Here is a 19970-nt window from a genome sequence, read left to right as displayed (position 1 = left end):
TATCTCCGTAAGTGCCACAGGGGTGCGACCGTGCGTCCGCGCGTTCGGGTGGATCCCCCGGCCGGGGCGCGCCCTGCTCGCTCCCCGCGACGAGAGTCTTTCTCCGGCCGGGGGCGCGCCCTGCTCACTCCCCGCGACACGCGAGTCTTTCTCTGTGTATGAGCCAATCCCCACATGTAGTGGTTGGATGGCTACCGCAGCCCACAAGTTGTGGTCCCCCGGGTCTCGGACGGTTCGGCGATCGCCTATGCTTAGGGCTCCTTCGCGGGACTCATGGGGTCTGGCGAGGCTATTGAGTCTGCTGTGAGGAGGGTTGGAGATCATGCACTGCCCCTTCTGCAGGCACCCCGACAGCCGTGTGGTCGACAGTCGTACGACCGACGACGGCACGTCGATCCGCAGGCGCCGCCAGTGCCCCGACTGCTCCCGTCGTTTCACGACCGTGGAGACGTGCTCGCTGATGGTGGTGAAGCGGTCCGGGGTCACCGAGCCTTTCAGCCGTACCAAGGTCATCAATGGCGTGCGCAAGGCATGCCAGGGGCGGCCTGTCACCGAGGACGCACTCGCCCAGCTCGGCCAGCGGGTCGAGGAGGCGGTGCGGGCCACCGGAAGTGCCGAGCTGACCACCCATGACGTGGGCCTGGCCATACTCGGCCCGTTGCAGGAGCTCGACCTCGTCGCGTATCTGCGGTTCGCCTCCGTCTACCGGGCCTTCGACTCGCTCGAGGACTTCGAGGCGGCCATCGCGGAACTGCGGGCGGCGACGCGGGACGGCGCCCCGGACGGCGGGAACGCGGGAGCGGGGAGCCGGGAAGACGAAGGCGGGCCCGGCGGGACCACTCAGGTCCCCGTGCCCGCCCACGCCGCCGACTGACCGGTGGGCCGGAGGCCCGGAGGAGATCCGGGCCCGGCCGTCGGGCGGCGACCGAAGACCTGTTGCGGGCGGCAGCTGAGGGAGCCCGCAACACCAGACAGAACACCGTGCCACGGGAACAAACGGGGCACTTCAGGGCGTTTTCGCCCGTACAGGGAGGCGGCATGACAGAGACGGCGAGCGGTCCGGCACGAGGTTCCCGAGCCAAGGGCGGCAAGGCGGGGAACAAGGGGCTGCACATCGAGCGCATCCACACCACCCCCGGCGTACACCCGTACGACGAGGTCGCCTGGGAGCGCCGTGACGTCGTCATGACCAACTGGCGCGACGGCTCGGTCAACTTCGAGCAGCGTGGCGTCGAGTTCCCCGACTTCTGGTCGGTGAACGCGGTCAACATCGTCACCAGCAAGTACTTCCGGGGCGCCGTGGGCACCCCGCAGCGCGAGGTCAGCCTGAAGCAGCTGATCGACCGCATCGTGAAGACGTACCGGAAGGCGGGCGAGGACTACAAGTACTTCGCCTCGCCCGCCGACGCCGAGATCTTCGAGCATGAGCTGGCCTACGCCCTCCTGCACCAGATCTTCAGCTTCAACAGCCCCGTCTGGTTCAACGTCGGGACCCCGCAGCCCCAGCAGGTCTCCGCCTGCTTCATCCTGTCCGTCGACGACTCCATGGAGTCGATCCTCGACTGGTACAAGGAAGAGGGCATGATCTTCAAGGGCGGCTCCGGTGCCGGCCTGAACCTCTCCCGCATCCGCTCCTCCAAGGAACTGCTCTCCTCCGGAGGCAACGCCTCCGGCCCGGTCTCCTTCATGCGCGGCGCCGACGCCTCCGCCGGCACCATCAAGTCCGGTGGCGCCACCCGCCGCGCCGCCAAGATGGTCGTGCTCGACGTCGATCACCCCGACATCGAGGACTTCATCGAGACGAAGGTCAAGGAGGAGGAGAAGATCCGCGCCCTGCGCGACGCGGGCTTCGACATGGACCTGGGCGGCGACGACATCACGTCCGTCCAGTACCAGAACGCCAACAACTCGGTCCGCGTGAACGACGAGTTCATGAAGGCGGTCGAGCAGGGCGGCGACTTCGGCCTGCGTGCGCGGATGACCGGTGAGGTCATCGAGAACGTCGACGCCAAGTCGCTCTTCCGCAAGATGGCCGAGGCCGCCTGGGCCTGCGCCGACCCGGGCATCCAGTACGACGACACCATCAACAACTGGCACACCTGCCCCGAGTCCGGCCGGATCACCGCGTCGAACCCGTGCAGCGAGTACATGCACCTGGACAACACGTCCTGCAACCTGGCCTCGCTGAACCTGATGAAGTTCCTCAAGGACGACGGCAAGGGCAACCAGTCCTTCGAGGCCGACCGTTTCCAGAAGGTCGTCGAGCTGGTCATCACCGCGATGGACATCTCGATCTGCTTCGCGGACTTCCCGACCCAGAAGATCGGCGAGAACACGCGCGCGTTCCGCCAGCTCGGCATCGGCTACGCCAACCTCGGCGCCCTGCTGATGGCCACCGGCCACGCGTACGACTCCGACGGCGGCCGCGCTCTGGCCGGTGCCATCACCTCCCTGATGACCGGCACGGCCTACCGCCGCTCCGCCGAGCTGGCCTCCGTCGTCGGCACCTACGACGGCTACGCCCGCAACGCCGACGCCCACAAGCGCGTCATGGCGCAGCACGCCGAGGCCAACGGCACGGCCGTGCGCATGGACGACCTGGACTCCCCGGTCTGGGCCGCCGCCACGGAGGCCTGGCAGGACGTGCTGCGGCTCGGCGAGAAGAACGGTTTCCGTAACTCCCAGGCGTCCGTGCTCGCGCCGACCGGCACCATCGGTCTCGCGATGTCCTGCGACACCACCGGTGTCGAGCCCGACCTCGCCCTGGTCAAGTTCAAGAAGCTCGTCGGCGGCGGCTCGATGCAGATCGTCAACGGCACCGTCCCGCAGGCCCTGCGCCGCCTGGGCTACCAGGAGGAGCAGATCGAGGCGATCGTCGCCCACATCGCCGACAACGGCAACGTGATCGACGCCCCCGGCCTGAAGCCCGAGCACTACGAGGTGTTCGACTGCGCCATGGGCGAGCGCGCCATCTCCCCGATGGGCCACGTCCGCATGATGGCCGCGATCCAGCCCTGGATCTCCGGTGCCATCTCCAAGACGGTCAACATGCCGGAGACGGCGACCGTCGAGGAGATCGAGGAGATCTACTTCGAGGCCTGGAAGCTCGGCGTCAAGGCGCTCGCGATCTACCGCGACAACTGCAAGGTCGGCCAGCCCCTCTCCGCCAAGAAGAAGGAGGAGGAGAAGGCCGAGGTCACCGAGAGGACCGAGGACACGATCCGTGCCGCGGTCGAGAAGGTGGTCGAGTACCGCCCGGTCCGCAAGCGTCTGCCCAAGGGCCGTCCCGGCATCACCACGTCCTTTACGGTCGGCGGCGCCGAGGGGTACATGACCGCCAACTCCTACCCGGACGACGGTCTCGGTGAGGTCTTCCTGAAGATGTCGAAGCAGGGCTCGACCCTCGCGGGCATGATGGACGCCTTCTCCATCGCCGTCTCGGTCGGTCTGCAGTACGGCGTGCCGCTGGAGACGTACGTCTCGAAGTTCACCAACATGCGCTTCGAGCCGGCCGGCATGACCGACGACCCGGACGTGCGGATGGCGCAGTCGATCGTCGACTACATCTTCCGCCGCCTGGCGCTGGACTTCCTGCCCTTCGAGACGCGTTCGGCACTCGGTATCCACTCCGCCGAGGAGCGCCAGCGTCACCTGGAGACGGGTTCCTACGAGCCGTCCGAGGACGAGGTCGACGTCGAGGGCCTGGCCCAGTCGGCGCCGCGGACCCAGGAGCTGAAGGCGGTGGCCACGCCGAAGGCCGAGCCGGAGGTGGCCAAGCCCGCCCCGAAGCAGGCGCACACCAGCGCCGAACTGGTGGAGATGCAGTTGGGCATCCAGGCCGACGCCCCGCTGTGCTTCTCCTGCGGTACGAAGATGCAGCGGGCCGGTTCCTGCTACATCTGCGAGGGCTGCGGTTCGACCAGCGGCTGCAGCTGAAAATGACCATCCTGGATGTGTCCCCTTGTCACCCGTCGGAGTGAACATCAGGCGAAGCGTCGACCGACGCTGATGTGACCAAGCTGTGTCCCCTCGAAGCATCAGTGCTTCGAGGGGACACACTGCTTTGGGAGACAGCATGGCCCTGGATGTGCGCGTGCAGCGGGCGATCGTTTACGACGACGCACAGGTTGAGGCTGCCCTCGGCGAGGTACCCCTCCCGTTAGGCCACGCGGAAAGGGTCCTGGCCCCTTTTATCACCATCGATGGCCGCATTCACGGGCTCACCAGCAACTTCCTGCGCCATCACTGTCTGGCCAAGCCCGAGGTCGACACCGCCACCCGCATAGCCTCCGACCTCGTCGGCTGGGTGGACTTCCTCGTCAACCACAGGGGCCGTCACCCCTTCGAAGGCCACCGCGACCCCGAGAGCATGTTGGATCGACAGACCGCAGAGCAAGTACAGCCTCACCCCGGAGCGATGGTGAGGGTGACGACCCAGCGGTGGGGTGAGATCGGCCGGACCCGCGTGAAACCGTGGTTCTCGAAGACGGCCATCGGGCCGGTGTGCAGGAACGAGCCCGACACCGAACGGTCATCGGTCTCCTCGGGGTAGCCCTCGACCGTGCCACCGCCCTGACGGGCGATCTCGGCCAGCGCCCCGCCGAGAGCGGCGTGCGCGACGCCGCGGTTGCGCAGGCCCTTCCCCGTGAAGAAGCAGGTGATGCGCCAGTCCGGCAGCACCGTGAGGTTCTTTTCGTACTTCCGCTTGCTCTTGATCTCCGGCAGCTCGGCCGGCGAGCCGAACTGGCACCAGCCCAGGCAGTCGTCGCCAGCGAAGACGAGCGCCGAATGGGTCCGGCCCTCACGGACACGCTGCTCCTTCTCGGCTCGGTTCCGCTGGGGGGTCCGCCCCTTGCCGGCCTTCACATGAAAGCCCATGCACCAACAGCCGCCCCACACACCGTTGTTCGCCTCGACCAGTCGGGCGAACGCGGGCCAGGTGTCCGTGTCCAACAGCCGGACGGCGAGGGGGGTAGCGGCATCGCCTGTTGCGTTGTTACTCACGGATTCCTCCAGGGAGGTTGTACTACGGTCTGTCGATCCAACAGCTCTCGTCCGCTTGCGGCAACGCCCTGACCTGCGTACCTAATGTTCGATGTGCTCCCTCTTCGCCTCGATGACCTGCTCCAGTGCCTCGGTGTAGGCGTCGCGGAACTCGTCGCCCTCGAGGTCATCGCGGGGCATGGTGTCCATGAGGGCGAGCGCGCCCTCGACCTCCTGCTCCTACAGCTGCACCGTGGGCGGGGTGAGCTCAGCTGAGTCACGGATCTCGTCGGGGCAGCGCATCAGATGCAGGACCAGGAAACCCGCGCCCGCAGCCGCTTCGGCCGCCGCGTCGGCGTAACGGATCATCGCTATTCCCGACATCGCGAACATATCCTCGACGTATCGATGCAGGTCGGATGCGATGCGGACATGTGTCCGCGCGGAAAACTGGACTGGCGGCAGGGACTGAAGCGACTCGGGTTCCGGCATATTGCGACAAAAAGTAGATCCGGGTCACGACGGCAGAGCTGCTGCCTCATCGGGCTCGTGCGGGAGCATCGCTCACGGGCCGGCCGGCCAACGCCGCCTTCGGGGGTGGGTGATCCGTGGGTCCGACCAGTTGCCGCAGCCGCCCAGTATCAGCGTGGGCACACAACCGTGCCCCACACATTGATTCCGGCGACGGGCTGCGTGTACGTAAAATCCGCGACCGCAACACTGGCGGCCGCAAAACTCACTCTTCTGTGGTCCGCGCTCTCACGCAACCGGATCGTCGTGGGCCTACTTGCTGCCCCGTCGAAGCCGTCAGAGTTGCTCCCTTCGCTCCAGGAGAAGTGCACGTCCTCGGTGGACTGTCAGGTCCCAGAGACGGACGTTTCCCACCCTCCGCCGTGCTCCGCAGAGACACGTTCTATCTCGAAGAACATGCCCCGCCGTGGCAACCCGAATTCACTGAGGCCTGACTGGCTCGTGACGGTATAGGTCCACACTCGCTGACTCCCGCCGTAGGGCCGACTTTGGCACTTCACACGAGTCTGGGCGCCTGCCGCCGTAACGCGCAGACTGGCCGTCCAGCCTCCGCTCACCTCAATCTGAGCTCCCGCTGGTCGTCCGAGGGCAACCAGCTTCGGTGCCGGGCGGGTGCGCCGGTCTCCCATCTCGGTGACAAAACGCGGGCCAGACTGTTTACCCCAGTTCGGAGTTGGCTTCTTATGTGTGGGCGATGGCGATACAGTCGCCACGCCGGTCGGCGTATACGTGGACCTGCCGGTCGCCCTCGCGGTGGTCACCGCATGGAACTGGGATTTTCCAGCCCGCGGGTGGGCAGCCGTATCGGCCCCATCGCACCCGACCAACAGCAGGGCCAAACACCCTGCTGCCAAACTGCACATCTTCGTCGGTGAGACGGCCACTACCTTCCCTGCCTCCCCTGAGCGGCCACGTAGCCTATCTGCATGTCGGTGCCCTGTGTCACGCGTGCCGATGGTCGAAGTCGAGCATGTCGTGCAGTATCTCCTCGCACCGATCCTGCAGCTCCCGCAGCAGCGTGATCGAAATCAGCAGTGCGTGCCCCTTGTCGCGCGCAAGGCCGTCGAAGAACTCGGCCAGGGTGTCCGAGACGGTCACGGTCACGATTTCGAGCCGTGCACGGACACCAACATTCAGATAGGTCCGACGGGTCGGTAGCTGCTGCCGCTGTCGGTCGTCTGAGGCTCCTGCCCGGCCGGCATGCGCTCCTTCGCCATTCGTCTCCCGTGAGCGCTATACCTAACGAGGTACGTAATTCGGCGTTCCGTGCACACGGTGACACGGCGCCCCTTGCTTTCGTGGGCGCGGAGCGTCAGGACCGGTGCCGCCCGCCCATGACCCGGGTGAACGTCGCGGGATCCTCGTCGAAACCGTGCACACCGGGACGGAAGATCCACTCGCCGGAGCCGTCGCGCTCGAACTCGGCGATCGTGGCCGCCGTCGCCCCGGGCACCGAACCGAAACGGTCCTCGGCGAGGACGGTGTAGCCCTCCCGTACCCGCATGGCCGGATTCAGGACGTGTTCGAACGTCCGGCGCGCGAGCTGCTGTTGGATGACGACCCCCACCACCACGCGCGCGTAGCGGTCACCGAGGCGGTCCAGTTCGAGCATCATGACCTCGTCCCAGCCGAAGCCCTTGCCGTCCGTGCTGTCCCGGTTGAGGAAGATCGTCCCGTCCGGCGAGCGGCTGTCGAAGTGCACCAGATAGACCGGAGCCCCGTAGGGGTCCGCTGTGTCGAAGGTGGCCGCGACGATGTCGAGGTCGGTGGCGGGCTGATCCGCCGGACTGGGATCCCACTTGAGCGCGACCTCGATCTTGCGGTTCCCCTTGCTGAAGCCGGTCACCGGGCCTCCCCTTCCCCCTGAGGTTTCCTCGCCCCAACTCCCGCGGAGTCCGGGCTCCTTGCCCATCGTGCCACGCGCGAGGGGGCGCACGCGCGGGCGATCTCCGCCGGAGCGTGACCGACGCCACGCCCGCTGGCCTTACGATGGCGCGGTGCTGGTCAAGTGGATTCGCTGCACCGTGGTGGACCGCCGCGGGTTCGAGCGGGGGCAGCGGAAATGGGCGGGGCTTCTGGGGGAGCCGGGTTTTCGGGGTCAGGGCGGAGGCTGGAGCCGGCAGCGGCAGGGAGTGGCCCACATCTTCGCCTTCTGGGAAAGCCGCGCCTTCTACGACTCCTTCATGGCCCGCTCTCACGACCGGCTGGCGGCCGCACAATCCGGCACGTTCAAGGACGCCCAGGTCAAGCTCTTCGAGTACCGCTTCGACGTGAAGACCGGATTCGAGCCGCGATTCACCGACTCCGATCTGATCCGAGTGGCCCTGTGCCGGGTGCACGAGGAACGCGTGGAGCACTTCATGCTCATGCAGGAGAAGGTCTGGAACCCCGCGATGGCCGGTTCGCCCGGCATGATCCGCGGCATGTTCGGCGAGGCGCCCGAACAGGAGTTCCTGGTTCTGTCCATGTGGCGGGCGGCCGCCGAGCACGGCAAGTACCGCACCGAGCGGGTGGAGCGTCTGGCCCTGCGCGCGCAGACCGAGGCGGACGTCGCGGCGCTCTCCGGGGACATCGTGGAAATGGAGCCGTCCTGGACGGTCTGAGTCCCGTCCGGGATGGTTTGAAAAGCAAATGCACGCCTCCGAAGGTGTGGCGTGCGTCTCGATCAAGTGCTCCGGACGGGGAAATCGTGTGACCTACGCCGTATGAGCCCGTTACGAGTGCTCGACTCGCCTCCGTTCGATCTAGGGTTTCGGCATGGCACGACCACGGCGCATCGTCCTTGTCCGGCACGGCGAGTCCACCGGGAACGTCGACGACTCCGTGTACGAACGGGAACCCGACCACGCGCTCGGGCTGACCGAGCGCGGCGTGCGGCAGGCCGAGGAGACCGGCAAGGGGCTCAGGGAACTCTTCGGCCGCGAACCCGTCAGCGTGTACGTGTCCCCGTACCGGCGTACGCACGAAACGCTCCGGGCCTTCCACCTGGACCCCGAACTCATACGCGTCCGCGAGGAGCCGAGGCTGCGCGAGCAGGACTGGGGCAACTGGCAGGACCGCGACGACGTGCGTCTGCAGAAGGCCTATCGCGACGCCTACGGTCATTTCTTCTTCAGGTTCCCGCAGGGGGAGTCCGGCGCCGACGTCTACGACCGGGTCGGCGGCTTCCTGGAGAGTTTGTTCCGCAGCTTCGAGGCCCCGGACCACCCGCCGAACGTGCTCCTGGTGACCCACGGCCTGGCGATGCGGCTGTTCTGCATGCGCTGGTTCCACTGGACGGTCGCGGAATTCGAGTCGCTGTCGAATCCCGGGAACGCCGAGGTGCGGATGCTCGTTCTGGGTGAGGACGGCAGGTACACACTCGACCGGCCCTTCGAGCGCTGGCGCGAGCCGATGCCGAACTGGTTCAGCGGATAGAGTGGCAGGGCGATGACGGCTGACTCCTCTTCCCCCGGGCGCCTGGAGCGCGCCTTGGCCAGCCTGCGCGGACTGGCCGTGGGCGACGCTCTGGGCTCCCAGTACTTCGTGCCGGCGAACTACCCCCTGCTGCAGCGGCGCGAGCTGCCCGCAGGACCCTGGCAGTGGACGGACGACACCGAGATGGCCTGCTCCGTGGTCGCCGTTCTCGCCTCCCACCACCGCATCGACCAGGACGCGCTGGCCCGCTCCTTCGCCGAGCACCACGACTTCGACCGGGGCTACGGCCCCGCCGTCAACCGGCTGCTGAGACTCGTCCGGGAAGGCGGCGACTGGCGTGAACTGGCCGCCGCCCTCTTCGGCGGGCAGGGATCGTGGGGCAATGGCGCGGCCATGCGCATCGCGCCCCTGGGCGCCTGGTACGCGGACGACCCCGAGCAGGCCACCCACCAGGCCGAGATCTCGGCCTATCCCACGCACCAGCACCGGGAGGCCGTGGTCGGGGCCATGGCTGTAGCCGCGGCCGCCGCTCTGGCGGGCTCGCCGGGCGGTCCACCCAGCCCGGAGGCACTCCTGGACGGCGTCGTCGCCCTGGTGCCGAAGAGCGCGGTCGGCCAGGGTCTCCGGCGCGCCCGGGACATGCTCGACTACGGCGATGCGGCCACCGTCGCGGCCGTCCTCGGCTGTGGGCGGCGCACCACCGCCCACGACACGGTGCCCTTCGCCCTGTGGTCCGCGGCGCGCAGCCTCGGTGACTTCGAGACGGCGTTCTGGACGACCGCCCAGGTCGGCGGGGACGTCGACACGACCTGCGCCATCGTGGGCGGCGTACTCGCATCCGGCAAGTCCGGCGCCCCGCCCGCGGAATGGGTCGACCGCACCGAGGAACTCCCCGCCTGGGTGCCCGCGGCACTCTGACGGGCCGGAACGGCGGAAAAGCCTCGGGGGCGCCGCCCGCGCGCCGGAAGCATGCCGCCCCCTTCCGCTTTCGGCCCGCGCCGGCGTCAGCTCGTGCCGTCGATGCGCACACTCTGCGTGCTTGCCGGGAACTCTCTGTGACGGCCGACCGTTCTTCCCGTATCCGCCGCAGGCTTGCGCGGGACATACGGGTGGTCGGGGTGTGAGGGGGTGTGTGATGGCAAGCGCGAGGTCGAGCCTGCTGTGGGTGTGGGTGTGGGTGTGGGTGTGGGTGCGGGTGCTGGTCCCAGCCCTGGTTCTGAGGTCGTTGTGGGTGGTCATGGAGCGGCCGGCCGGACCTTTGCGCGGGTCGTCCGTCCCCGTGCGGCGGTCCGGCCGGCCGCGGCTCCGCGCGGCTCGAGCGGGGTCAGCCGATGCCCGGACCCGCGAGCCCGGCGAGGGAGTCGAGATCGCTCTTGCGGACCTTGATCACCAGCCAGGCGGTGAGGAACGCCAGAGCGGCCATCGCGGCGGCCGGGATGAAGGCGACCGAGATGCCGTGCGCGAGCACCTCGTGGCCCCAGGGCGCGGGCAGCTGGTGGGTCTTGGCGAACTGCGCCTTCTGCTCGGGCGACCCCTCGGCCAGGAACTTCGGCAACTGCTTCTTCGCCTCGTCCTTCCCTGCCGAACCGAAGACGGTCGTCAGGATGGACAGCCCGAGCGAACCGCCCACCTGCTGCGTGGCATTGAGCAGGCCAGAAGCCGCCCCGGCCTCATGCTGGGCGACACCGGTCACGGCGGTGACGGTGGCCGTCACGAAGTTCAGGCCCATGCCGAAGCCGAACACCAGCATCGGTCCCAGGACCCCGCTGACGTAGGTGCTGTCGGGCCGGATGAAGGTCTGCCACACCAGCCCGATCACGACGAGCGCCGAGCCGGCCACCATGAACGGCTTGGGGCCGAACGCCGGAAGGAAGCGCTGGGCCAGGCCGGCGCCGATCGCGATCGCGACCGTCACGGGGAGGAAGGCCACGCCGGACTCGATGGCGCTGTAGCCGAGCACGTTCTGCACGAACAGCACGATGTAGAAGAACATGCCGAACATCGCAGCGGCCAGGCACAGCATGATCACGTACGTGCCCCAGCGATTGCGGTCCGTGAACATCCGGAGCGGGGTGATCGGCTCCCTCACCCGCTTCTCGGTGAAGAAGAAGGCGAGCAGCAGCACCACGGCCGCGCCGAACGAACCGAGGGTGAGGTCGTCTCGCCAGCCGTCCTCCGCCGCCCGTATGAAGCCGTATACCAGCAGGGCCATGCCCCCGGTCGAGGTCACCGCACCCGTGATGTCGAAGCGTCCGGGATGCCGCTGGGACTCGTTGATGTACAGCGGTGCGAGCGAGGCGATCAGCACACCGATGGGTACGTTGACGAACAGCACCCACCGCCAGTCGAGCCAGTCGGTGAGCATGCCTCCCGCGAGCAGGCCGATGGCGCCACCGCCCGCGGACACGGCGGCGAACACGCCGAAGGCCCTGTTGCGTTCCGGGCCTTCGGGGAAGGTCGTCGTGATCAGTGCCAGCGACGTGGGCGACGCGATCGCGCCACCCACGCCCTGCAGGGCCCGCGCGGCCAGCAACTGCCAGGGCTCCTGGGCGAGACCGCCCAGCAGAGAGGCGAAGGTGAACAGTAGGATGCCGGTCATGAACACCCGGCGGCGACCGAGGATGTCACCGGCCCGCGCACCGAGCAGCAGCAGGCCGCCGAAGGTGAGCGTGTAGGCGCTGACCACCCAGGTGAGGTCGGTGGTGCTGAACTTGAGAGCGTCTTGAATGTGCGGAAGCGCGATGTTAACAATCGTCGCGTCGAGTACCACCATGAGTTGGCAAGCCGCGATGACGGCGAGTGCTATGCCGGGATGCCCCTCCCGGCGGGCCGCACCCGGCGTCTGATCCCGCAGCAGCTGAGAGGTCGTCACTATGGGTCCCCCCTGAAGGCTTTAGTGAACGCTTGCGTTCACTGTCGCGTCCACGGTAGTGAGTCCCCCACAGTGAACGCAAGCGTTCACTTAAGCGCGCGCCCCGCTTCGCGTCCCCCTGTTGCTGCTGCGCGGCGCCCCTCTGGCCCCGAAATCCCCGCTCCCCATGCACGCTGGAGAAACACAGATGGCTACCTCTGGCTGGCCGCCCGTCCCTGCCGGGACGGCCCCCGCTCGCCGGCGCGGTGCGGTACTGGAGCGCGCGATCCTGAGCGCCGCTCTGCAACAGCTCGGTGAGGTCGGCTGGAAAGGCCTGACCATGGAAGGCGTCGCGGCCGGCGCCCAGACCGGCAAGGCCGCGGTCTATCGCCGTTGGCCCTGCAAGGAGGATCTCGTCGCGGACGCGCTGGCGGCCGGACTGCCCGAGGTCGAGGCGGCTCCGGACGCCGGAAGCGTGCGCGAGGACCTGCTCACCCTGTGCCGGCAGGTCCGGCGGATCATGTACTCGGCCCCGGGTGCGGCGCTCCGCGCGGTGCTTTATGAATGCAATCAGGCGCAAGCGGAACGCTTCCAGGGTGTGATCATCGGAGGGATGGTGGAACCGACGGTCAAGTTGCTCCGCGACGTCATCTCTCGGGGTGTTGAGCGGGGGGAGGTGCGTCCGGACGCCGTCAACGACTTCGTCTTCGACGCCGTCCCGGCCATGATGATGTACCGCTCGAAAGTGTGCGCAAGCGAATGGAGCGATCAGGAGCTCGTGGGCATGATCGACCAGCTGATGATCCCCCTGCTGCGTCCCCGGGCGGACTGACCGCCCGGGCCGGCGGTCCCGGCGCGGATCGGCGGCCCGGGGTGTCGCGTGACGATCCCGGCGGCGTACCCTAAGGGCGCCATGCCGTACGAACCGCCTACCCACACCGTCGAGCGCTCCCTGCGCGCCACGACCGGAGCGAAGGTCATCGCCGGCGTCGACGAAGTGGGGCGCGGCGCCTGGGCCGGGCCCGTCACCGTCTGCGCGGCGATCACCGGACTGCGCCGACCGCCCGAGGGTCTCACCGACTCCAAGCTGCTGACGATCAGGCGGCGCACGGAACTGGCCGAGGTCCTCCTGACATGGGTGACGGCCCATGCGCTGGGGCATGCTTCCCCCGAAGAGATCGACGACTTGGGGATGACGGCGGCGCTGCGGCTCGCCGCAGGCCGTGCCCTGGAAGCCCTGCCGGTCCGCCCCGACGCCGTCATCCTCGACGGGAAGCACGACTATCTCGGTGCCCCCTGGCGGGTGCGCACGGTGATCAAGGGCGACCGCTCGTGCGTGGCCGTCGCGGCGGCATCGGTGATCGCCAAGGTTCAGCGCGACAAAATGATGGCCGAACTGGGTGTCGACCATGCAGACTTCGCTTTCGCGGACAACGCCGGGTATCCATCGCCCGTGCACAAGGCCGCACTGGAGGAGCGGGGGCCCACCCCGCATCACCGGATGTCGTGGGCGTATCTTGATGCGTTGCCCCAGTGGCGGCACCTCAAGAAGGCCCGCAGCTGGGCGGACGGAAGCGTTCCGGAAATCGAGGGTCAGCTCGGCTTCGATTTCTGACGACTCCGGTCGCACTGACGTGCCACCCGGTCGTCCGCACCGCACCAATGTTTGATAAAAATCAGCTCATGCCTCTCATTCCCGAGGAGCCTCAGATTCACGAGAGTGCCCAGGGTCCCCGCACCGCGCCGACCCCACGCCCCGTACCCGGCCCCCGCCCCGCGGCTCCGTCCCGCCCCGGTCGTCCCGGCCCCCCGCGGCCCACGGCGCCGGTGCAGCGCACGTCGCGTGACGCGGGGCCGGTCAAGCCGAGCCCGTCCGGCCCGGCCACTCCCGCCGCACCGGCGGCGACTCCCCAGATCCAGATGATCCCGGCCTCGGCCGACGGCGCGCTCGACGCCGCGGAAGAGGCGTTGGACCTGCTCCTGGAGACGGGTCGCGCCCCCGGTGACGTACTCGTGATCACCACTGGTGCCCAGCACCCGTGGGCCGAGCACGAGTTGTCCTTCGGTGAAGCCTCCTACTGGGCGCAGCACGACACCGGTGACGACGTCTTCTACGCAGACGCCGCCGTCGCCTCCCGTGCCGCGTCGCGTCCCGTGGTCGTCGTGGCCGTCAACGGAGGTCCCGCCTCCGCCGCTGCCACCGCCCTCCCACTGGCCCACGCCAGGGCCGGTGCACTGCTGATCGTCTGCGGCGACCCGCAGCAGATCAACTCGGTGCTGGGCGCCGGTCTCTGAGCCGCGGACGTCACCTCGTGCGCCGAGGTGACGTTGGAGCCGCGCCGATGCTCTGGGCACGGTGCGGCTTTCGGCGTGCCCGGACCACCGGCGGCCACCTCCGCTGCGGGGTGAGTGCGCCCACACTGTGGGGCGAGTGCGTCTCCGCCACGGTGTGGGGTGACCGCGCTTTCGCCGCCGCGGTGTGGTGTGGCCGGGCCTCCGCCGCCCCGGTCCGAGGTGGCTGCGCCCGCCAGTGCGCCGCGGAGATCTGCTCCGGTGACGGGCCCCTCAGCGCGCCGCCGCGCGACGCAGGACCTCGGAGACCGGACCGCCGGTGCGCGGGGTGGCCGGCGGGGCCTGGGTCATGGCCAGGGGCTCCGGCGCGGAGTGGGAGTTGGGCCGGCGTCCGCCGCGTCCTTCGCCGAGCACCTGCCAGCCCTCGTGGGTCAGCGTGATGTAGGCCCCGCAGCGCAGTCCGTGCAACGTGCAGGCGTCGCGCAGCCCCCACATCCAGGCACCGTCCTCCTCCGTCCACCGTGCGTCGCCCTCACGGCAGTAGAGCAGTACGGCCGTGCGCACCGGCGTGCGGCGTCGCAGGTCGTGCGGAATGACCCGGCGCAGCTGGGACAGGAGCGCGTTGCGGAACATCCAGCCGTCGGCCGGGGCGGGGCGACGGGTGAACGAGGCGCTGGCGCACAGCCGCTCGTCCGGATCGAGGACCGCCACGACCGCCGTGGACGGCTTCGGTTGATGCCGGGTGTGCAGCCCGCTGACGACCTCACGGGGGTTGCGCAGCAGCGGGATTCCTGCGGCAGCCCACTCCGCCGGCTCCAGCAGACGAGTGGCGGAGGCGGCGGGCGCGGACGTCGAGAACGAGGCCGCCGAGGACGAGGCGAATCCGAAGGTCACGTTCCTCCCTTCGGCTACGCGCCCATACTGCGGGCGAGGTCGGATTCGGGGGAGCGCGCACCGCAGTGAAGCCCAGCCGGATCACGGACGAGCCGTGCGGGGAGCGGATCTCAATTCTTCCTGCCGAACTGGGATGCGGCAACGAGCAATTGGCGCCACCGCCGGTTATCTGTCGGTGCGGGGTTTATATCCCTACCCACGGACCGCGCCGATGACGCCTGGCGGGGCGGATCGCCTCTTGCCCGGCCGCCGCCGGCGGTCGCGCGGTCAGCCCTGAACGGCCAGGACCAGCGGCAACACCTCCTGCGCGCCGGCTCTCCTGAGCAGGCGCGCCGCGACAGCGAGGGTCCAGCCCGTCTCGGTGAAGTCGTCCACCAGCAGAACGGGGCCCCCGGCGTCCGCGAGCGCCGACGCGAGGGCGGGAGGCACCGTCAGGGAGCCGTCCAGAGCCTTCAGTCGCTGCGCGCTGTTGCTGCGTGACATCCGGGGCGCGTCCTCGGCGTAGTCCACGGAGCCGAGCAGGGGCAGCCGGCCGATCTCGGAGATCCGGGCGCCCAGGGAGCCGATCAACTCGGGCCTGGTGCGCGAGGCGATGGTGACCACGCCCACCGGCCGGGCCTGGGCATCGGGCGCGCCGGAGGCCCAGCCACCCGGGCCCCGGGCCCAGTCGGCCAGCACGTCCACGACGGCTCGCGCCACGTCGTCCGGCACGGGCGCGTCCGGTGCCTGCGGGGCGAAGAGAGGGCGCAGGCGGTTGCCCCAGCCGATGTCCGACAACCGCCCCAGGGCCCGTCCCTGGGCAGCCTGTTCACCGGCCGGAATGCGGCCCTTGAGGTCGATGCCGACGGCCGGCAGGCCGGTCGGCCACATGCGTCGGGGCTCCACCTCGACCCCCGCGCGGCCCAGGTCGCTCCGTGCGGCATCCAATGCCGTCGTGGACATGTCGGCGGTGAAGCGGGGTCCCGCGCAGTTGTCGCAGCGCCCACACGGTTTGGCGCCCTCGTCGTCCAGTTGGCGCTGCAGGAACTCCATCCGGCACTCGGTGGTGGCCGCGTAGGCCCGCATCGCCTGCTGCTCGGTCGCGCGCTGCCGGGCGACCCAGTCGTACCGCTCGGAGTCGTAGGACCACGGCCGCCCGGTCGCGATCCAGCCGCCCTTGACCCGCCGTACCGCCCCGTCCACGTCGAGGACCTTCAGCATGGTCTCCAGGCGTGAGCGGCGCAGTTCGACCAGGGGCTCCAGCGCCGGCAGCGACACGGGCCTGTCCGCCTGGGCGAGGACGTCCAGGGTGCGCCGGACCAGATCCTCGGAGGGGAAGGCCAAGGAGGCGAAGTACTGCCAGATCGCCTCGTCCTCCTTGCCCGGCAGCAGCAGCACCTCGGCGTGTTCGACGCCACGGCCGGCCCGGCCCACCTGCTGGTAGTAGGCGATGGGGGAGGAGGGCGAACCGAGGTGGATCACGAAGCCCAGATCGGGCTTGTCGAAACCCATGCCGAGCGCGGAGGTGGCGACCAGTGCCTTCACCCGGTTGGCGAGCAGATCGTCCTCGGCCTGCTGCCGTTCGGCGTTCTCCGTCTTGCCCGTGTACGAGGCGACGGCGTGGCCTCGCTGCCGCAGGAAAGCGGTGACCTCTTCGGCGGCGGCGACGGTCAGCGTGTAGATGATGCCGGATCCCGGCAACTCGTCGAGGTGGTCGGCGAGCCAGGCCATCCGGTGCGCCGCGTCCGGCAGCCGCAGAACGCCGAGGCTCAGGCTCTCCCGGTCCAGCGGCCCGCGCAGCACCAGGGCGTCCGACGTGCCCCCGGTGCCCAGTTGCTCGGCGACGTCCGCGGTGACCCGCGCGTTGGCCGTGGCGGTGGTGGCCAGCACCGGGACGCCGGGCGGGAGGTCGCCGAGCATGGTGCGCAGCCGTCGGTAGTCGGGGCGGAAGTCGTGGCCCCAGTCGGAGATGCAGTGGGCCTCGTCCACCACCAGCAGGCCCGTCGCCGCCGACAGCTTGGGCAGGACCTGATCGCGGAAGTCGGGGTTGTTCAGGCGCTCCGGGCTGACGAGCAGGACGTCCACCTCGCCGGCCGCGATCTCGGCCTGGACGTCCTGCCACTCCTCGGTGTTGGCCGAGTTGATGGTCCGGGCGTGGATGCCGGCCCGGGCCGCGGCATCCACCTGGTTGCGCATGAGCGCGAGCAGCGGCGAGACGATCACCGTGGGCCCGCTTCCTCTGGCTCGCAGCAGCGAGGTCGCCACGAAGTACACCGCGGACTTGCCCCATCCGGTGCGCTGCACGACCAGGGCCCGGCGCCGTTCGGCGACCAGCGCCTCGATGGCCCGCCACTGGTCCTCGCGCAGCCGTGCCGTGCCCGTGGCGTCCCCGACGAGGCGGGCGAGGACGCTGTCGGCCTGTGCCCGGAGGTCCGCGTTGCTCGTGTGCTCCATGCGGTCCATACAACAGGACGGGACCGACAAGCGGGCGACGCGGGCCCGCCTCCTGTGGACAACCACCCCACCTTGTCGTGTCCCTGATTCGACTTATCCACAGGCCCAAGCGGAGCCTCGGAATCCGCGAGATCGTCTGCGCATGACGAACCACAGCGAAACGACCGGACCCTTCGAGAACGGCGACATCCCGGGACAGGAGCCGTCGAGCGAACCGTCGGCGCACGACCCGAAGGTCACCCTCCGCAGCCCGGCCGAGCTGGCCGACGCCCTGCCCTACCTGCTCGGCTACCGCCCGGAGGACAGCATGGTGCTGGTCGCCCTCCACGACCGTGAGACCCCGGGCCGGTTCGGCGGCCGGGCCCGGCTCGGCATTCCCACCAACGAGGAGGACTGGGAGCCGGCCGCCCGGCAGCTGGCCCAGGGGCTGGTGACCGGCAGCGAACGGCGCGGTGCCCGCCCCGAGCGGATGGTGGCCTATGTCTGCCGGGAACCGGCACCGGGTGAGTCGGGCCGGGACGTCAAACTACGGCTGGAGCGGCTGGCCCACGCCCTGCGGGTCGCGTGCGGCAACCTCGACGTGCCGGTCGTCGAGGCACTGTGCATCTCGGACGGCCGTTACTGGAGCTACTGCTGTCCGGTCGACGGCTGCTGCCCCGAGGACGGCTCGCCGATGGGACTTCCCGGCACCTCCGTACTGGCCGCTGCCGCCACCTACGCCGGCATCCAGGTCCGGGGCACTCTCAGGGAGCTGCGGGCCAGGCTGCAGCCCTGGGAGACCGGCGCGGCACTGGAGCAGGAGGTCGCCCTGGACGCCGCCGGGATGAGCCTGGTGCCCCGCATCCTCGACGAGGCGAACCGCGCGGACGTCGCGCGGGAGACGCTCGACCTCGCCGAGCGGATCATCCACCGCCTGGGAGCCGCGGCGCCGGTGTCCGGTACGCATCCGGCCGACCTGCGCGACGACGACCTCCTCGCTCACGACGAGGCGGCGGCGCTCATCCTCGGACTCCAGGACCGCACGACCCGTGACCGGGCGGCCGCCTGGATGGAGGGCGCGGAGGCGGGCCCGGCCCTCCGGCTCTGGCGCGCCCTGGCCCGCCGCTGCGTCGGCCCCTACGGCGAGCACGCCGCCGCCCCGCTGACCCTGGCCGGGTGGGTCGCCTGGTCCACGGGCGACGAACTGGAGGCGCGCGAGGCCCTGGCCATGGCGTTGGGCGCGGACCCCGACTACCTCTTCGCCCGTCTGCTGCACCAGGCATGCAACGAGGGTCTCGACCCGGAGGCGATCCGCCGCTGCCTGCGCACCGAACGCACCGAACGCTCCGGACGTACGACCGCGGAGACGGCGGAACAGACGGAGCCGGTACCGGACACCGCTCTCGCCGGGGCCGCCCGAGCCGCCGCCGTCCTCCCCGGACCGGCGGGACGGGCGGGGCAGGCGGGTCCGGCAGGACCGGTCGCGGCCGGTCAGGGTGCCGAAGCTGTTACCGCCGGTGGGGGTGCCGAAGCCGATGCGGAGGAGCAGCGTGCCGAAGCGGGTTCAGGAGCGGGTTCGCGCCGCCGGCGGCGTGTGCGATCCGCGGACGGCGCAGACGGCCGTCGTGCGAATCGGCCGGCAGACGGCCGACGGCGGCCGACCGGCTCCCGTCCCCGGCCGTCGTCCACCGAGCCCTCACGACCCGGCACCCGGGGTGCGAGCGGCATCCCGAGCGCTCGGAGCGCGACCGGGACCGACGGCACGACCAACGGCGCCCCGACGGGAAGCGGGCCGTATGAGCATGAGGAGGAAGCATGAGCCCCGGGAGCGCGAGCCCGCGCGGGCTCGACGTCGGAGGCACCGGACCGCGCGGTGGGGACCGGACCGCGCGGTGGGGACCGGACCGCGCGGTGAGGACCGGCCCGCGCGGTGGGGACCGGCCGCCCTGCGGCGGCCTCCGGCGCACATGCCGCCTTCCGGTCGCGCCCGGCTTCCGTCCCTACCGGCCGTGCCCGCCCACGGTCACCGTTCGGTCGGCTTCCGCGAGTGAGCCGTGACCACGACGAGGCTCGCTCCGTTCACCTGAGTGGCGGAATGCCGGACGGTCCTTGCCGCCGCACGCCCCTGCCCCCCTCAGGGCGCCACACCGGCCGCTCCGCACGTACGAGGCACATCGAGCGCGAAAGAGGCGACCCCATGCACCAGCAGCCGACTCCGCCCGCCGTCGACGACGAACGTCCGCCCTGGGACAGGCCGGCATCCCAGTCCACTCAACGCACTCCCTCGCCCCCGGCTCCCGGCGCGCCCAACCGAATCGCCACGGCTCCGCCGCCACCCACCACGGCCGGTGCTCGCACTCCAGCCGGACGACAACTCATGCACCCCGCGCCCGGGCCGCCACCCGCGAGCCCCGAGGCCGGACGGCAGCCCACGTACGCAGTGCCCGAGCGGCAACCCGCGAGCCCCGAGGCCGGACGGCAGCCCACGTATGCGGTGCCCGAGCGGCAACCCGCGAGCCCCGAGGCCGGACGGCAGCCCACGTATGCGGTGCCCGAGCGGCAACCCGCGAGCCCCGAGGCCGGACGGCAG

16 protein-coding genes are annotated in these 19970 nt (G+C 69.9%); 9 read left to right on the top strand and 7 right to left on the bottom strand.

From position 1 onward, the window contains the following. Positions 1 to 322 precede the first annotated feature (322 nt). Entirely contained in the window at positions 323 to 874 is a 552-nt protein-coding gene (nrdR, locus tag ABVB68_RS21495) for a transcriptional regulator NrdR (RefSeq protein ID WP_353602719.1), read from the top strand. Between the two features lie 164 nt (positions 875 to 1038). Then, entirely contained in the window at positions 1039 to 3936 is a 2898-nt protein-coding gene (locus tag ABVB68_RS21490; protein WP_353602718.1) for a vitamin B12-dependent ribonucleotide reductase, read from the top strand. Between the two features lie 468 nt (positions 3937 to 4404). Here the strand turns inward: ABVB68_RS21490 and ABVB68_RS21485 are convergent, their stop codons facing one another. The 4 genes from ABVB68_RS21485 to ABVB68_RS21470 all read right to left on the bottom strand — a co-directional run bounded on the left by ABVB68_RS21485 (position 4405) and on the right by ABVB68_RS21470 (position 7360). Further along, positions 4405 to 5004: a GNAT family N-acetyltransferase gene (locus ABVB68_RS21485; protein WP_353602717.1), complete on the bottom strand. Its 600-nt coding sequence runs from the start codon at positions 5002 to 5004 to the stop codon at positions 4405 to 4407. Between the two features lie 219 nt (positions 5005 to 5223). Next, the gene (locus tag ABVB68_RS21480) at positions 5224 to 5475 is read right to left on the bottom strand and encodes a hypothetical protein (RefSeq protein WP_353602716.1); all 252 of its coding nucleotides are present in this window, start codon (positions 5473 to 5475) and stop codon (positions 5224 to 5226) included. 981 nt (positions 5476 to 6456) lie between these two features. Continuing rightward, entirely contained in the window at positions 6457 to 6618 is a 162-nt protein-coding gene (locus ABVB68_RS21475; protein WP_353602715.1) for a hypothetical protein, read from the bottom strand. A 208-nt stretch (positions 6619 to 6826) separates the two neighbouring features. Beyond that, positions 6827 to 7360, bottom strand: coding sequence for a TerD family protein (locus tag ABVB68_RS21470; protein ID WP_353602714.1), 534 nt, complete (start codon positions 7358 to 7360; stop codon positions 6827 to 6829). A gap of 151 nt (positions 7361 to 7511) precedes the next feature. Between ABVB68_RS21470 and ABVB68_RS21465 the strand changes: the two genes are divergently transcribed. From ABVB68_RS21465 to ABVB68_RS21455, 3 genes are all read left to right on the top strand, one after another. Next, positions 7512 to 8117, top strand: a complete 606-nt coding sequence (locus ABVB68_RS21465; protein WP_353602713.1) for a YdbC family protein — start codon at positions 7512 to 7514, stop codon at positions 8115 to 8117. 154 nt (positions 8118 to 8271) lie between these two features. Then, entirely contained in the window at positions 8272 to 8931 is a 660-nt protein-coding gene (locus ABVB68_RS21460; RefSeq protein ID WP_353602712.1) for a histidine phosphatase family protein, read from the top strand. Positions 8932 to 8943: 12 nt separating this feature from the next. Further along, a complete protein-coding gene (locus tag ABVB68_RS21455; RefSeq protein ID WP_353602711.1) occupies positions 8944 to 9849 on the top strand; it encodes an ADP-ribosylglycohydrolase family protein in 906 nt (301 codons plus the stop codon). A 406-nt stretch (positions 9850 to 10255) separates the two neighbouring features. Here ABVB68_RS21455 and ABVB68_RS21450 read toward each other — a convergent pair whose 3' ends face one another. Continuing rightward, on the bottom strand, positions 10256 to 11803 hold the full coding sequence (locus ABVB68_RS21450) for an MFS transporter (protein WP_353602710.1): 1548 nt from the start codon (positions 11801 to 11803) through the stop codon (positions 10256 to 10258). A 187-nt stretch (positions 11804 to 11990) separates the two neighbouring features. On the opposite strand from ABVB68_RS21450, the gene ABVB68_RS21445 reads away from it, so the two are divergent. The 3 genes from ABVB68_RS21445 (at position 11991) to ABVB68_RS21435 (ending at position 14077) form a co-directional block, all read left to right on the top strand. Beyond that, positions 11991 to 12614: a TetR/AcrR family transcriptional regulator gene (locus ABVB68_RS21445; RefSeq protein WP_353602709.1), complete on the top strand. Its 624-nt coding sequence runs from the start codon at positions 11991 to 11993 to the stop codon at positions 12612 to 12614. Positions 12615 to 12695: 81 nt separating this feature from the next. Further along, entirely contained in the window at positions 12696 to 13397 is a 702-nt protein-coding gene (gene rnhB / locus ABVB68_RS21440; RefSeq protein ID WP_353602708.1) for a ribonuclease HII, read from the top strand. Positions 13398 to 13465: 68 nt separating this feature from the next. Continuing rightward, a complete protein-coding gene (locus ABVB68_RS21435) occupies positions 13466 to 14077 on the top strand; it encodes a hypothetical protein (protein WP_353602707.1) in 612 nt (203 codons plus the stop codon). 270 nt (positions 14078 to 14347) lie between these two features. Here ABVB68_RS21435 and ABVB68_RS21430 read toward each other — a convergent pair whose 3' ends face one another. Both ABVB68_RS21430 and ABVB68_RS21425 read right to left on the bottom strand, forming a co-directional pair. Continuing rightward, entirely contained in the window at positions 14348 to 14968 is a 621-nt protein-coding gene (locus tag ABVB68_RS21430; protein ID WP_353602706.1) for a hypothetical protein, read from the bottom strand. Positions 14969 to 15235: 267 nt separating this feature from the next. After that, positions 15236 to 17401, bottom strand: a complete 2166-nt coding sequence (locus ABVB68_RS21425) for a RecQ family ATP-dependent DNA helicase (protein WP_353602705.1) — start codon at positions 17399 to 17401, stop codon at positions 15236 to 15238. 142 nt (positions 17402 to 17543) lie between these two features. On the opposite strand from ABVB68_RS21425, the gene ABVB68_RS21420 reads away from it, so the two are divergent. Continuing rightward, complete coding sequence (locus tag ABVB68_RS21420; RefSeq protein WP_353602704.1) at positions 17544 to 19199, top strand: DUF4192 family protein; 1656 nt, start codon at positions 17544 to 17546, stop codon at positions 19197 to 19199. Positions 19200 to 19970: the final 771 nt, after the last annotated feature.

It is taken from the genome of Streptomyces sp. NPDC096012 (assembly GCF_040426375.1).
Lineage (GTDB): Bacteria > Actinomycetota > Actinomycetes > Streptomycetales > Streptomycetaceae > Streptomyces.
Note: the sequence above shows the minus strand (reverse complement) of the source record. Positions and strands in the feature narration are given on the sequence as shown.